The sequence below is a fragment of the Pseudarthrobacter sp. efr-133-R2A-89 genome, assembly GCF_030209315.1.
Lineage (GTDB): Bacteria > Actinomycetota > Actinomycetes > Actinomycetales > Micrococcaceae > Arthrobacter.
Genome location: NZ_JARVSE010000005.1, coordinates 384,450 through 398,517 on the forward strand (window position 1 = coordinate 384,450; position 14,068 = coordinate 398,517).

Annotated in this window: 9 protein-coding genes; 3 read left to right on the forward strand and 6 right to left on the reverse strand. The window is 65.8% G+C overall.

Features of this window, described 5'->3' with window-relative positions:
- Positions 1–430: 430 nt before the first annotated feature.
- Both QRM95_RS10960 and QRM95_RS10965 read left to right on the forward strand, forming a co-directional pair.
- Positions 431–925: a hypothetical protein gene (locus QRM95_RS10960; RefSeq protein WP_133830800.1), complete on the forward strand. Its 495-nt coding sequence runs from the start codon at positions 431–433 to the stop codon at positions 923–925.
- A gap of 129 nt (positions 926–1,054) precedes the next feature.
- A complete protein-coding gene (locus tag QRM95_RS10965; protein WP_133830799.1) occupies positions 1,055–1,519 on the forward strand; it encodes a hypothetical protein in 465 nt (154 codons plus the stop codon).
- A 107-nt stretch (positions 1,520–1,626) separates the two neighbouring features.
- Here QRM95_RS10965 and QRM95_RS10970 read toward each other — a convergent pair whose 3' ends face one another.
- The 5 genes from QRM95_RS10970 to QRM95_RS10990 all read right to left on the reverse strand — a co-directional run bounded on the left by QRM95_RS10970 (position 1,627) and on the right by QRM95_RS10990 (position 11,698).
- Positions 1,627–2,139 (reverse strand): hypothetical protein, encoded by a 513-nt coding sequence (locus tag QRM95_RS10970; RefSeq protein ID WP_133830798.1) that lies wholly within the window; start codon positions 2,137–2,139, stop codon positions 1,627–1,629.
- Positions 2,140–2,216: 77 nt separating this feature from the next.
- Positions 2,217–5,762, reverse strand: a complete 3,546-nt coding sequence (locus QRM95_RS10975; RefSeq protein ID WP_285247726.1) for a mediator complex subunit 15 domain-containing protein — start codon at positions 5,760–5,762, stop codon at positions 2,217–2,219.
- A gap of 35 nt (positions 5,763–5,797) precedes the next feature.
- Entirely contained in the window at positions 5,798–8,083 is a 2,286-nt protein-coding gene (locus tag QRM95_RS10980; RefSeq protein WP_133830796.1) for a hypothetical protein, read from the reverse strand.
- Between the two features lie 41 nt (positions 8,084–8,124).
- Positions 8,125–9,024, reverse strand: coding sequence for a hypothetical protein (locus QRM95_RS10985; RefSeq protein ID WP_133830795.1), 900 nt, complete (start codon positions 9,022–9,024; stop codon positions 8,125–8,127).
- Positions 9,025–9,277: 253 nt separating this feature from the next.
- Positions 9,278–11,698 (reverse strand): type IA DNA topoisomerase, encoded by a 2,421-nt coding sequence (locus QRM95_RS10990; RefSeq protein ID WP_208294367.1) that lies wholly within the window; start codon positions 11,696–11,698, stop codon positions 9,278–9,280.
- Positions 11,699–11,936: 238 nt separating this feature from the next.
- Between QRM95_RS10990 and QRM95_RS10995 the strand changes: the two genes are divergently transcribed.
- Complete coding sequence (locus QRM95_RS10995) at positions 11,937–12,428, forward strand: hypothetical protein (protein WP_056387674.1); 492 nt, start codon at positions 11,937–11,939, stop codon at positions 12,426–12,428.
- Positions 12,429–12,586: 158 nt separating this feature from the next.
- Here the strand turns inward: QRM95_RS10995 and QRM95_RS11000 are convergent, their stop codons facing one another.
- Positions 12,587–14,017, reverse strand: a complete 1,431-nt coding sequence (locus QRM95_RS11000; protein ID WP_284975260.1) for a hypothetical protein — start codon at positions 14,015–14,017, stop codon at positions 12,587–12,589.
- Between the last annotated feature and the right edge of the window lie 51 nt (positions 14,018–14,068).

The window sequence follows — 14,068 nt, forward strand, 5'->3', positions numbered from 1 at the left end:
TCCACACCCGGTCACCTCCTCCCCGCGTGCGGTGTAACCCCTGGCCCTGACGGGTCCGAGTGGCACACCGGACACGACGCCGGGGTCCTGCAGGTGTTCTCCGCGCAGGGATCCGCGTGCTGCTCTCTGTGTCTGGAGTTGTCCCTGTCATCTCCTGACTGACATGTGCAAGGTGGTACAGGTGGTACGTGGTCTGCCATACTGGTAGAGAAAACAGGTATACGAGTGGAAATCCTGCTCAGCCCCGGCTGAGCAGATCGTCCGTCCAGGCGGGCGTGGATAGTCCAGCTTCGGCTCCCGGGCTTGGCCTGGGAACGGGGGCTCGGGGAAACAGTTCTGAACTGTGGAGCCGAGACGCTGGACCTTCCGAACACTCATTGCCTGGACACAGAGCCAGGACGACAGGACCGACCAGAAGGACGAGAAGGCCATGGACATCACCAGTACCGCACACGTGACGCGGACGAAGCTGGCCGCGACCGCTGCAGCCCTGGCATGCGCCGCGCTCGTGCTCAGTGGCTGCAGCAGCTCCGGCGGGGACGGGCGGTACTTCGCCACCTCGGAAGGACAGAACGGCGACATCGTCGTCGTGGACGGTGACCAGATCACCTACTTCGACACCGCGAGCCGCCAGGACCTCGCCTGCCACTCCATCAACTCCGTCCTCGACGACCCTAAGGCGGCCGCGGCGAAGGGCGAGCTCAAGGACGCCTACACCGTCCGCGGCACCGGCAAGATCAACGAGTCCAAGTCCTCCGTGGACTGGACCGAGGCTGGCCGCAGCACCACCGAGACCGGCTCGATCAGCTTCGGCAAGGACAAGTCGACCATGGAGTTCGTCTTCTCCAACGGCGTCAACGACGTCGTGCTCGTGCCCGTCGACAGCGAGCAGGGCAAGGCCGTCAAGACCAAGTACTGCGGCTAAGGAGGCTGACCCCTTGACTGCCCCGATCGACCTGCAGCACCGGAGCCCCGTGGACCACGCGTCCGCGGGGCTCTGCCTTTTCTCTCCCGGGATGCGCCCGCGCGCCAGACAGGATGCAGGAGGTCGGACATGACGCTCATCGGACCGATCAGGTACTACAAGGAGCGGGTGGCGTACCCCAGCGACGAGCAGCTGCGCGCAGCAAGAGCCACCTGGGATTTCGACGACATCCGCCGGCCGACGGACGATGTCGACTGCACGCACATCCAGCTGATCGAAGTCTCCGGCCGCAACGCGGGGGAGCGGCGGCAGCTCGAGGAGGAGAAACTCACACGCTTCTTCGACTACATCGGCACCCGGGCCGGCTTCCGGGTGCTTACCCACCAGAAGAAGCCGGACTCGGCCACTTCGGCCTTCGTCTCGCACGAGATCGTCTACGTCATCGAGTCCCGGCCGACCAGGGGGTATGCCAAGCTCACCCTGCGCTCGGAGCTGCCGCGCAGCGGGACCGCCGGTGCCGTCTCGGACATCTTCAGCGCCGAGGGAATCGACCGCATCTCGCGGATCTTCGACAAGGGCCCCCGGAGGGATTGAGGCCGGTGCTGCAGTACGATTGCCGCCCGACGGGAAAAGAAGACCCCGTGGACATCACGTCCACGGGGTCTTCTCGTGTCTGACTGGCTGGCAGTCCCGTATGAGTCCTACAGCCGTCCGCCCTTCAGGCGCAGCGCCCGGTACTCCTCGATCGTCTCCGGCGGCCGTCCGTACTTTGGCGCATATGTCTCGACGAAATCGATCTCGGCCCAGGTGTCCCGGTGCCGGACCCGCGACCTGGCCAGCACCGCAAGCGCAGTTACTGAAACGACCACGTTGGCCAGCCACCACAAGATGGCGATGAGGACCGCCGCCTGGACCAGTCCCCGTTCGGAGGAGCCCGTCTGTGCTGCCACGGCCGCCAGGGCCGTTGAACTACCCAAAGCCATGCACCCGAGCAGGAGCCCTGCCGCCCAACCCTCCGTCGGCACCCGCCGGCGCACCAGATCAGCGGGGCTGTCGCGATCGCGGACCAGCCGCAGCGCCTCGCGCAGGAATAACACAGCAGCCATCGCGGCCAGGCAGTTCACCGCCAGCTCGCGCGCTCCCTCGAGCCACCAGCGCCCCGAGTGCCACCAGCCCAGCGGAAACTCGTCGCGCGCCTTGCCTCGCAGATTCATCCGGTCCATCCTTTCCCCCGTGGCAGGCAAAGGGCGGCGCACCCCTTGTCGGAGTGCGCCGCCCTCATCACCAACGATCAGTTCTTCGGGTCCTCAGCCGGCTTCCTCCGCGACACGGGATCGTCCGTGCGCTTCGGAGCCGGATCCGCCGTCCGCCGCGGCTGGGCCGGAGCCGGCTGCGACGGCTTCGGGGCCGGGGCCGGGGCCTTCGGAGCCTGAGCCGCCGGTGCCGGTCGACGTCCGCTGCGTGGAGCCGGCTGGACACCCTGGCTGCCCTGAGCGCCTCCGGTAACCCGGCCACCGACACGGGGCTGGGTAGGAGCCGGAGCAGGAGCCGGGGCCTGCGGACGCTGACCGGACTGGCCCTGCGCCTGCGCCGGAGCGCCGGTGCGGGGCTGGACCGGAGCCCGGTGGGCACTGCCCTGGCCGGTCGGAGCCTGGACCGGAGCCTGCGGGCTGCGGCGCTGGCTGCCGCTGGCCTGCGGGATACCCGGTCCTGCCTGCACAGCACGGGAGCCGGAACCCGCGTTGGCCTGCGGCTGCTGGCCTTCGGCGGCCCGCGTCGCCCGGGTGCCCGGAATCCCCGGGACCGCTGCGACGACGGGGTTCACCTGCGCGGGCCCGACGGTGCCAGCGGTGAAGCGCGGGCCCTGGCCCGAGGAGGCAGGAGCCGCCTGCTGTCCGGTGCCGAACTGCGTCGGTGCCGACTGGCCGGCGTCCGCCTTGCGGCCACGGCTGGTGTGCGCACCGCTATCGGTGCCGCCCGTGAGCCCGTCCCGCTTCTGGCCCTGACCCTGGCCATGGCCCGGCTGCCCGGTACCAGGAGCACCCTGCGCGCCGCCGAGCCCGAAGCTCGTCTGGCCGCCGGTGGCCTGGCCGCCCCGCGAGGAGGGACCCTGGCCGGTGCTGTAGCCGAGGTTCGACAGGCCGCCCTTGCCGCTCAGGGTCTGAGCAGTCTCCTTGTCGGAGCGGGAGCTCCCCGCCTTGCCGCCCGTGAGCTGCAGAGGACCGCCCTTGTCGCCGGGACCCTCGGGACCACCAGCGGACGGGCCGCGGCCGCCGCTGTCACCACCACCGCCGGGAACCGGACCGGGGCCGGCGGGGCTGCCGCCGTCGGGGCCGGCTTCCGGACCGTCGTTCGGACCGGCGGCCAGGGCCAGCGCGCCCTTCCCGGCAGCAAGCGACTTCTGCTCACCGTTCAGGCCGCCGGCGTTGGTCGACGAGCCCTTGCTGCCACCGGGGGTGCCGCCGGGCTTCGTGGCCCCGCTGCCGCCGAGCTTGCCGCCGACGCCGGAGGCGAGCTTGTTACCCATGGCCATGCCCGCTCCGGCCCCGGCTCCCGCAGCCAGCGCGGGGAGCATGCCGCTCTTGTCCGGCTTCGGTGCGGTGTTGGTCTCGAGGAACTTGTCCACGAGCTTGGTGAACACCTCGTCCATCGCCTGCAGCACGACCTTGCGCACCCGCAGGAGCGCCAAGGTGATGCCGATGATCAGCAGCGAGGAGATCAGGGTCAGGATGACCACAATGATCCCGCCGAGCATACCTGAGCCCCACAGGCCGTCCTGGGACACCCAGGCCGACACCGGTCCGGAGATGATGTCCGGGATGGAGATCAGCAGCTCCGAGACGAACTGGTAGATGAACAGCGTCACCAGCACCTCGAGGATCAGTGCGACGGAGTAGACGATCACCTTGCTGATCGCGGCGATCGCGCCCAGCGTGGCGAACGGCACCGCGGCCACGAGGCTGAAGGTGCGCTTGACCGCGCCCACCAGCATGCCGATGGCGTACCAGAAGCCGAGCAGGACCATGCTGCCCAACACGACGCCGGCGTTCTGCCAGTACATGAACTTCGCCGGGCCCGTGCCGACCTGGCTGACCGCCATGTGGTCCTCGCGGGTCAGGCCGCTGGTGACGTTGTTCGAGCTGTACATCGTCATCGAGTCGGGGCCGAAGCCGGTGTTCAGGTAGTTGTACGCCGACAGCGCCGACATGTTGCAGGAGACCGGGGCGTTGTCCGCCCAGACCGAGAACCCACAGCCGTGCTTGGTGCCCTGGGTCGAGAAGCTCGTCGTGTTCCCGCCCGGGTTCGAGGAGGTCAGGCCCTTGCCGCCGGCCGCCAGCACCGGGTGGTTGGTCGGGATGTAGTCCGACTCGCCGTGCCCGCCGAAGTTGTCGCTGTCACCGTAGGACTTCTTGTCGATGAACCACTCCTTCTTCACATCGCTGTTGACCGGCAGGTTGGTAATCGCGCTCTTGATGCCCGACTCGAAGTCCGACGCCGATGTAATCTGGCCCGAGATGTAGCTGTTGAGCATGCCGAAGGTCTCGCCCACGGCGTTGAAGTCGCCCGCCGGGCTGCCCTCCATGCCGACCAGGCTGTTCTTCCAGGCCGTCTCGGCATTGGTCGCACCGGGGCCCACGCTGATGTCGCAGAAGGTCGAACCGTGCGCCTGCTTGTTGATCGCCAGTGCCGTCGTGCGCACCGACATCATCGCGTTGTTGCTGGCCTGGCCGTTGTCCCAGGCGATAACGGCCTCATCGGGAACGCCGAGACGGTCGTTCATCATCCAGGCCTCGAAGTCCACGTACGTGGAGAGCACCACACGGGTCGGGCCGGCGTGCTGGCCCAGCAGCGAGTCATCGAACTTGTCCAGGACGCCGGTGTACATCGAACCCATCAGCGGAAGGCCCACGCCAATGAAGACGACGCGCACGACGAGCTTCTTGATCGCCGAGCCGCGGTCCATCTTCTTGAACAGCACCAGGCCAATAATCAGGAATCCGATGAAGAGCGGGACCAGCGCCTCCCAGGCGATGGACTGCAGCAGGCCGTACCAGCTTGCGATCCAGTGCTGCAGGCCCGCCAGGGCACCGCCGCCGGCCTGGCCACCGGTCATCCCGTCGGCGAGGTCCTGCTGGTGCGCGCTGTTCGTATTGCCGCCGGAGTCCGCGACGCCTGCGACCGCCTGGTAGAACCACATGAACGGGTTCAGCACCTTCAGCAGCTGGATGATGAGATAGAACAGCGTGCCCACGGCCAGCGCCATCGCGTAGAGCAGCCAGATCGCGCCGCCGCCGATGAGCGACAGGATCTGTCCACCGATGCCCGAGGACATCGTGTCCAGGCCGAGGTCGGCGTTGGCCGCGCCGAAGTGGGCGTAGTCCACCATGCCGGAGTAGACGTTCTTGCCGCTGCCGCTGGCTGTCGCATTCAGCGTGTCGTACCCGATGGTCTGCGTGGAGCCCGTCGCCTCGGCGAAGAGCCAGCCGACTACGTTGAAGAGGCTGAATTCGGAGTCGGCGTAGCCGAGCATGTCGCCGCCCGTCGCCGGGTCGGCGGTGATCGCCCGCCAGTCCTCGTTCATCCGATCCTCGGGCTTGTCCTTGCCTTCGGGGGAGTTCTCCTGACTGAAGTACGTCGAGGCATTCGACGCCAGCTGGTACAGCGAGTAATTGTCGCGGTCCTCGTCGTCGGCAGCGTGCGCCGATGGCGCGAACACCGTCATCAGCAGCGGCACAACCAGTGCCACGAGCAGCGACAGAGCCAGGACGCACACCAGCCCGCCCCGGGCAGTCGCCGCGGCCCGGGCCCGCGCCGCGAGCGTGATGGTCCCGTTCATCTTTCCCTTCCTGTCTGTCGTGTCCGTGATGGCCGTCATGACTTGCCCAGCTTCCGCGGGGCGGTCCCGGCCTTCTTCATGGCCTTCCTGCGGTCGGCCCGCCCCACCTGGTCCTCAGAGCGGTCCTCCTCGGACTCGACGCCCTGGCGGGCGCTGGTGAGCTTCGCGCCGGGTGCCGGCTTGTCCTTCATCAGCTGGTCCATCCGGGCCGCCTCGTCGGCCTTGGCGGCCTCCAGGCGAACCTGCCTGCGCTGGGCCTCGCGGAAGGGGTTGATCCCCAGCGCGAGGTCGAGGTGGAAGACCACGTTCGACACGTCCCGGCGAAGGTAGGTAAGGTTCTCGCCCTTGGTCGTGATGAGCTGGGCGAGGTCCGGCGGGATCTGCTGGTGCAGCTGCTTCTGGTACTCCGCCACCGTGCGGTCGCGCATCGGCCCGAAGAGCGTGTAGTCCGCGGCGTCGAACTTGTTGAAGTCCGAGTCCGCGAGCATCTTGTCGACGTCGTTGTAGCTGTAGACCACGCGGCCGCCGCGCTCGTGCATGTGGTCGAACTGGTCGCGCAGGTACTTCTTGACGCGGTCGTCAATCTGCTCGGTGCCGTGGATCACCACGGTGTCCCCGAGCCCGAGCTTGCCGACGGCGAAGCCGACGATGTTGACCAGCTGGGCCATGGCCACGCCCTTGCCGCGGCGCATCAGCCGCGAGAAGTCGTAGACCACGCGCCGGGCATCCCGGACCCCGTCCACGGCCGATGCCGTGTGGTTGTTGAACAGGTCGCCGTTCGTGCTGAGCATCGTGTTCGCGATGCCGCGCAGCACGTTGTACGCGCGCAGCTGGTCGGGGTCGGTCTTGCTTGAGTTCAGCAGGGCTTTGTGCGCGGTGTCGAGGTACGAGACGAACATCTGCAGCCGCGGCACCTGCTGGTGCGGGATGTTGACCACGCGCAGGCGGTGCCGCTGGTCCTTGGCGTTGTGCCGCCACATGCCCTGCTCGACGTAGAAGTCGGTCGCCGTGTCCTCCAGCGCGGAGCGGATGATCGAGCCGATTGCCCCGTCCGTGGTCTCGTAGAGCTGCTCAAACATCAGCTTGAGCTTCTCCATCTGCGCGGCGAAGACCGTCAGTTCGTCGTCCTCGTCGCCGAACAGCTCGAAGGGGTTGACGTCACCGCGGTTCAGGTCCACGCGCGAGGTCAGCCGCTCGAAGTTCGGGCCGAGCTTGTCCAGGTCCGCCCCGTCCAGCACGAGGTGGACCACCGAGCGGTTGCCGAGCATGCAGGCCTGCGAGATCTTCGAGCACCACATGTTCGACACACGCTGGCGGTCCAGGTACTCGCTCAGGGTCGCGTCTGCCACGACAACGTGGTGCTCGTACCGGTTCACGTCCATGAGTACGGCCGAGTTGTTGACGTCGCCGACCATGTAGCCGACGTACTCGCCGCCCCGGTCGTTCAGGCCGTTAGTCACCAGCGAGTACGAACCCGCGAGCTCGGTCGAGGTGAAGTGGAAGCCCTTGCCGCGCTTCTTCTCGTTGTTCTTGAACAGGCCCGAGAGTTCCTGGCGCTGCTCGCCGGCGTACGCCGCAGCCTTCAGCGTGCCGAAGCGGTCGATGTACAGCCGCGTGACGCGGTCGACCGAGTCGTCCAGCGTCTCCAGGTCCGGAGCCTTGAGAAACAGGCGGTTGTGCACCGACAGGTAGCTCGCGCCGTCCTGGATCTCGCCGATGGTGACCTCAAGGTCGGAGGAGATCTTGGCGGCCTTGCGCTTGGAGGAGGTCGTGCCGGTCTCCTCCTGCTCGTTCGCGTCAAGGCGGTCGAGCTTCTCCGACTGCTTGGTGAACGAATCCACCCACTTCTCGTCCATCCGGCGCACCTGCTCCAGGACGACCGCGGTGACGCGCTCGTCGAGCCCGTCCGGGATCCGGTCGATGCCCCAGAACGCGGCGAAGTTGTCGTGCGCGGCGTCGTCGTGGAAGAACGCGAGCACGCACGCCACGGAACCGTCGACCTCGAAGTAGTCGGAGCGGAAGACGTACTTCTCCCGAGGCTTGAGCGCCAGCAGGTGCGGATACGAGTCGAACCGCCCCTCCAGCTTCTTCATCTCCTGGCGGCGCTGCCACCAGTTCTTCTTCGGCTCGGCCACCTCGGCCGGCTCAGCGGCGACCGCCGGCGCGGTCACCTCGGACGGCTCCGCCGTCCCGTCCGTGGCGGGATCGCCGTCGAGAGCGGCCTCCAGTTCATCCACGCCCGGCACGGCCGTCGCGTCCCCGCCCCGGGGCTTCTTCCCCGGAATGCCCAGCTGCGCGCGGGCCTTCGTCATCAGCGCCATGTCACCCTTCGTCCTTCCTTTGTTCGTCCAGCTCGGCCCGGTCAGTTCAGTGAGGCCTTGAGAGAGTGCAGGTCGTCCTCGATGCCCTGGTAGAAGACCCGCAGCATGGGCTCGGTCTCCTCGCGGTCGAGGACCGTAGCCTCCTTGATCATCAGCGCGGACCCCTCGACCTCGGACTGCAGCACCATGTGCGCCCGGCGCAGAGCGTCAGCGCTCTTGCCCTTGAGCAGCAGGTACTGGTGGATCGAGGTGAACTTGCCACCGACGTGCTGCGTGAGGATGTCATACTGCTCGTTCTGCAGCTCGATCAGGTCAGGGTCGCGGACCTCGAGGGCGTGGTTGCGGTGCTCGAGCGAGGCCACCTGGTGGTAAATCCGCTGCGGCTCCTTCGTGGTGACGAAGGACCACTCGCAGTTCGTGTCGATCTTGCGCCAGAAGGCGTCGACCCGGTCCAGGATGCCGATGCGGTCCTCGTCGAAGAGCAGGTACGACGCTGAGCCCACGACCAGGTAGACCTGCCCCTCACCGCCGTCGGAGAAGTGGATCCGGCCGTCCTCCTCGATGCCGTCGATGCCGACGATCGAGTAGAAGTCGCTCGGGTCCGAGCTGCGGCGGGTGAAGACGTTGCGTGCCCGGGACGGGGCGTACGCCAGCAGGGCGGGCACGTTCATCGCCCGCAGCTCCTTCGTCTTGGTCATGCCGCCGAAGTAGACGATCAGTGCCAGGCCCCAGATGACGAAGAGCGTGATGAACACCGGACCCGAGCTCGCCACGAAGGTCTGCGTCACCGCCCACAGCAGCGCCAGCGCGCCCCCGCCGAAGAAGAACAGCTGCTTGATGGGGGAGGGCTTCGCCGCCCAGCCGCCCTTGCTGAGCGTGATCTCGTGGTCGAGGAACGACCTGTTGAGGCTCGTCGGCACCTTGTACGACATCTTCGCCATGAATCTCTCCCTGCTGCCACCACTGATTTGTCTGTGCCTGTCCGAATGCCCTCATAGACGAGGGATACATGACTACTCTACCTTAGATAGACCTATCGAATCGAGCGTGGCTGACGCAAGAATGGCACCGCCCAACGGACTCGGACGTGCGATCCGATGCCGTCGGGCGGTGCCGTGGCGTGCTGATGTACGTGGACGGACAGTCTATCGGACTGACCTCCGAATAATCATTCAGGAACGAGTCTGCGCAACCTCAGCCGAAGGAGGGGACGAGCTTCCTCTTGCCGCCCTCGTCCTTCCAGGCCAAGGTCGCGTCGAACTTCTTTCCCTTGCTCGAGGTGAAGCCCGTACCCTTGATCGTCTTGCCCGCGGCCAGTGCCGCGAGCTGATCGTCGGTGAAGGCAACCCCGCACCAGCTCTTCGGCGGGGAGTCCAGGGAGGCCTCGAAGTCAGGCACGATCTTCTTACCCTCACCCTTCTTCTCCTCGCGGAAGAAGACCTTGCACTGGAAGCGGTTGCCCTTCTTTGAGACGAAGTCGCTGGACTCGACGCCCTCGCCAGCCATGAGGAGGTCGATCTCCTCGGGCGTAAAGGTGTAGTGGCACCAGGACGCCGGCGGCAGAGCGTTGCCGCTGGCGTCGCGGCGGCCGAAGCCGAGCTTCTGGAACCCGACGAACTTCCGGCCCTTGAAGGTGCCCTCGCCAAGCTCGCCGAAGACCTCATAGGCCTTGCCCGTGGTGCTCTTCGCCGAAAACTCGATCGTCTCCCCGGCCAGCAGCCGGGCGACCTCGTCGTCGGTGAAGCGGTGGCCGCCCCACTCACGCGCGAACACCACATCCTTGCCCGTCTTGGCCCAGGTGCCCTGCGCCCGCTCCTTCCGGGTGACGGCCTCCTCCTTGAGCCCCAGTGCGGAGCGCATCGTCGCGGCGTTCTTCTGCATGGTCGCGATGTCCTCGCGCACCCAGTCGGCCACGACCGCGAGGCGCTCCTCTGCGCTCGGGCCGGTGCCTGCGGCAATCTCCTTCATATCGGCATAGACCTTCTCGGTCAGCGCCAGGTCGCCGATCCGGGTGCCCGGAAGCAGCCGCCAGCTCATGTCCCCGGCCTCGGCGAGGGTGAGCTTGCGGCCCTTCTCCAGCAGCAGCGGGTACTTCGTCTTCGTCGAGGTCACCTCGGAGTACGTCGAGGTCCGGGTGGCACCCGTGCCCACGTCGCGCTTCTCCAGCTGCTTCATCAGCCACTTCATGCTCGGGTGCTCGGGGCGCTTGTTCGCACCCTCGAAGACGAAGGGCTCAGCGTTGGTGCCCAGGCCCTTGGCCGACTCGTTCTCGTCGCCCTCGGCGGTGTCGTCGCCGGCGTCCGGATCGAACACCGCCTTCCAGCCTGCCGACATGGGCACGTTGGCGATGCCCACGAAGTCCGGATAGTCCTTGACGTGGCCCTTCTGCTGCTCGTAGACGTAGTCCTCGGCGATCATCGCCAGGTAGTTCTTGCCCAGCGTCTCGTAGATCAGGCGGCCGGCCTTGCCGAAGCGCTGCTCGACCTCGTCCAGTGAAGCGGGCACCTTCGGGCCCGGCCGGTTCGCACCGTGCGCGCCCTGGGGCTTGACGTGCGTCTTGCGCGGCTGGCGGTGCGTCAGGAGCTTCACGTCCACACCCACGACCCCGGCAATCTTGTCCACCAGGGGCGCGAGCTCGTCGAACTGCTCGGGCGTGATCGTCACGTCGGCAGTGCGCGGGTAGCTGACGGCCTGGGCCTCGTACATGGACTGGTAGGTCGAAAGCACGAGCTGGGCCTTGATCCCCTTGCCCACCAGGAGCGAGGACAGTGCGGCCAGGTCCAGCAGCTTCGGTGGCGCGGTCTGCTTCGTCGCCTTGCCGTCGAGCACGACGGGGGAGGGGCCGTACTGGTTCGTCACCTGGTCCTTCTGGTCGAACCGCGGCTCCTCCGGGTTCGTGTACATCACGTCGTTCTCGTCACGGAACCGGTTCTGGAAGAACGGCTTCTTGACGTAGTCGTTGTACGCCTTCAGCTGGTCGCCGACGAGCTTGACCATCGCCGACTTCAACCGGCCCTGGCGCAGCACCGTGTCCTGCCCGGACTGGCGGGCCATGTTCGTGGCGATGCGGGTGAACTGCATCGAGAGCAGGTCGAACTGTGAGCGGTAGCGCGCCTTGCGGTACTCGTCGAAGTCCAGGAGTGACGGAATGACCTTGCGCGCGGCGAAGGCCTTCTGCAGCGAGGCCGGAGCCTCATCAGTGAAGTACATGCGCGACCACTTGCCCGGCTTCAGCCCCAACTCGAGGAAGGCATTGACCGCGATCATGCCGCCCTCGCCCGTGGGGTCGACGTCGGTGGCGATCACGATCTCGTCGCACTTGCACAGGGTCCGCTTCACGTCCGCGGCGACAGAGCTCGCGTTCTTGATCACCTCCAGGCTCCAGTCCAGCTGCTGAGGGTCCCAGGGCAGGTTGCCCAGGTCCCAGGTCCGGTACTTCCCGGCCACGTCCGGATCCGCCACCATCCGGTGCGGATCGACGAACTCGTACAGGTGCCCCCGGGCGTGGGCGATGACGAACTGCTCCCCGTTGTACGTGCCGTTCATGCCGCCGAGGGCTGCAGCGAAGTGCCGCGCCGCGCTCGGCTTCTCGGTGAGGATCCCGACAACCATCATGACTCCCTTTCGTCGGTGACTCATAAACCAGTCGACTCATAAATCAGTCACAAGTCTATCGACAGAACGAGTCGAATGGCGAGTCTGAGCGAGTCGCCCAGCGAGTCGAGTGGGAGCGGCGAGGGCCCGCGCCGGCACGCCGGTCAGAGAGGGCCTGGATCATTCACGACGACCCCGGATCGAGGTAACGTCTATAGAGTCGCCACCCGCTCACGCCCGACCCAGGAGCACGAATCCCATGGCCCTCGACCACGCTTTCCTGCGCACACCACAGGACTTCAGCAGCATGCTCATCGAGATGCAGGAAGGCAGCTGGCCGCCGGACGAGGCGGACATCATCCGTATCGCCCAGGGGTGCTCGATGCTGATCGAGTGCATCGACGCCTGGGAGAGCGCCACGCACGGCAAGAACGTCTTCGACGTCGCCCGCGGAGAGATTTGCACGGCCGACGTACGGCGGCTCCTCGCCCAGGAGGTCTCACTGAGCTACGAGGGCGACGTCGCGGTGCTGCTGGTGCCGCCTGCGGACGAACGTGTGCGCGTGGAAATCCGGGCCGACGTCGACGAATACCAGGGCCTGCTGCGCCGTCCGGAGATGGTCCTGGATTGGGAGCAGGATGGCAAGCAGCACGAGCACTACATCTCCCTCAAGCCCAAAGGCGCGCACTGGTACATGCTGTCGCAGCTGCGCGACGACATGAAGGAAGGCCGGCTCACCGTCCGGTCGTAGCGGCCAGGCCGTGGGCCTCCTTGCAGCCTCTGGAATGAAAATCAGCCCGTTGCCTGATGGCAACGGGCTGATCGTTTCGACTACAGAGGGGCGCAGGTCAGCGGCCCAGGTTCACGGGACGGCCGGTTTCGCCATTCCGACGCGCCGGAGAGCCGCATTCACTGCGGCGATTCTTCTTCAGTATCGTTGGCACTGCCTGTCAACTCTGCGCGTCGGGCCTCAAACAGCATTTCATTGATTGCGAACTCCGCGTTCCCTGACCACGCTTCGCTGCCGAATGCAGTGATGTCGTAGTACTCGGGGATGCCGTCGCCTTCCGGATCGGTAAAGCCAACCCCAAGGTCGTCGCATTTCAGCATGACCTTCCGCTCGCCATACGAAGCCGTCAACTCCCAGTTGCCGAAGTAACTGCCGTAAAGGGTGAGATCCAAGGGGACCCCGGCAACGTCTACCAGCAGATTGGAGGATTGACTCCTCCTCTGTTCCGGCCAAGACGCCAGACCATCAAGTTCGACGGTGATCCCCGGGACCAGAGTAAGAGCATCCATGACGTTGTCCAGCGCGTCACTTTGCTCCCTCCAGCCACTTCCACCTGCATCGACATAGCAATTTGTCACCAGCGCATCCTCAGCTGACGTGGACCCCGCGGGCAGGGAAATATCCGCTCGCAGAAGGGCCCTTGGAACAGTTGCTTCCTGCGTCCTGGTGCTTCCACGGCTCCACGGAGATTCCAGAAGACCTGCGATCCTCACCTCCGCAAGATAGAAGGCCGTGAACGTCAATGCAGTGGCGTCCTGCTTGGTGTGGTTGAGTCCGACGAGTTTGGCCGAGGCGGCATCGACGTCGAACGAAAGGGAGGAAATATCGTCGGGTACCAGATCCTCCCAGTCACCCATATTCCCTTCGCTGATCGTGACGTCCCGCAACAGAACATTGCCCTCGTAGGCAAGCCGCAGAGCCAAGCTGAGCCCGTCGGCATCACTTGGAACTGAACCAAATATCTTTTCGGTGGCCCTCCTGAGATCGCTGAAGATGTGGGGACCTTCGGTCCCGAGCCACTGCTGATAGGCGGTGCGGGTGTCCTTATCTGCCGAGACAACTACATACTCCAGGTCCCGGCTTCGCCCCTCATGGATGTACGCCCGGAGGTGAGCACTGTCGGCTGCGCCGGTTTTTACCTCACTCTTTCGTTTGGCCGGTCCTTCCAGCAGGATCTGGTCACGAAGAGCTTCATGGGCAAAATCTGCGGTACTGAGGACACGGATGCTGGACCCCAAGGATGTGATGACCCCGCTCAGGTCCAGCGCGATGTCTTTGGCTGTCTTTTCATCCGGGACCTCCACCGAAAACCCGGCACTGTGAAGCTTCTTTGTCGCAGCCCGGAGTGATACGTGGTGGCCGTGTAGGTGCTGGCCCCATTCCCAGATAACGGTGTCCGTTACCCAGATTTCAATGCGCCCGTGCTTATCAGCGCGGGAACAAAGAGACCTCAGTGTTTCCATGCCGGGCGCTTCGGCGAAGATGTTTGTGTCGAGCGCGATTGCTCCGACGCGGCTGAAGTTCGGATCGGACCCGGCAGCAGTTTCCATGCCCTGATCGTCGGGCAAAGTTCACCGATTCGACAAATTGTCCCGTCACAA

Bases quoted from the DNA above. Each gene is read 5' to 3' on its own strand.
- QRM95_RS10970 (WP_133830798.1), bottom strand. From the start codon at position 2,139: ATGAATCTGCGAGGCAAGGCGCGCGACGAGTTTCCGCTGGGCTGGTGG.
- QRM95_RS10960 (WP_133830800.1), top strand. From the start codon at position 431: ATGGACATCACCAGTACCGCACACGTGACGCGGACGAAGCTGGCCGCG.
- QRM95_RS10980 (WP_133830796.1), bottom strand. From the start codon at position 8,083: ATGGCGCTGATGACGAAGGCCCGCGCGCAGCTGGGCATTCCGGGGAAG.
- QRM95_RS10995 (WP_056387674.1), top strand. From the start codon at position 11,937: ATGGCCCTCGACCACGCTTTCCTGCGCACACCACAGGACTTCAGCAGC.
- QRM95_RS10975 (WP_285247726.1), bottom strand. From the start codon at position 5,762: ATGAACGGGACCATCACGCTCGCGGCGCGGGCCCGGGCCGCGGCGACT.
- QRM95_RS11000 (WP_284975260.1), bottom strand. From the start codon at position 14,017: ATGGAAACTGCTGCCGGGTCCGATCCGAACTTCAGCCGCGTCGGAGCA.
- QRM95_RS10965 (WP_133830799.1), top strand. From the start codon at position 1,055: ATGACGCTCATCGGACCGATCAGGTACTACAAGGAGCGGGTGGCGTAC.
- QRM95_RS10990 (WP_208294367.1), bottom strand. From the start codon at position 11,698: ATGATGGTTGTCGGGATCCTCACCGAGAAGCCGAGCGCGGCGCGGCAC.
- QRM95_RS10985 (WP_133830795.1), bottom strand. From the start codon at position 9,024: ATGGCGAAGATGTCGTACAAGGTGCCGACGAGCCTCAACAGGTCGTTC.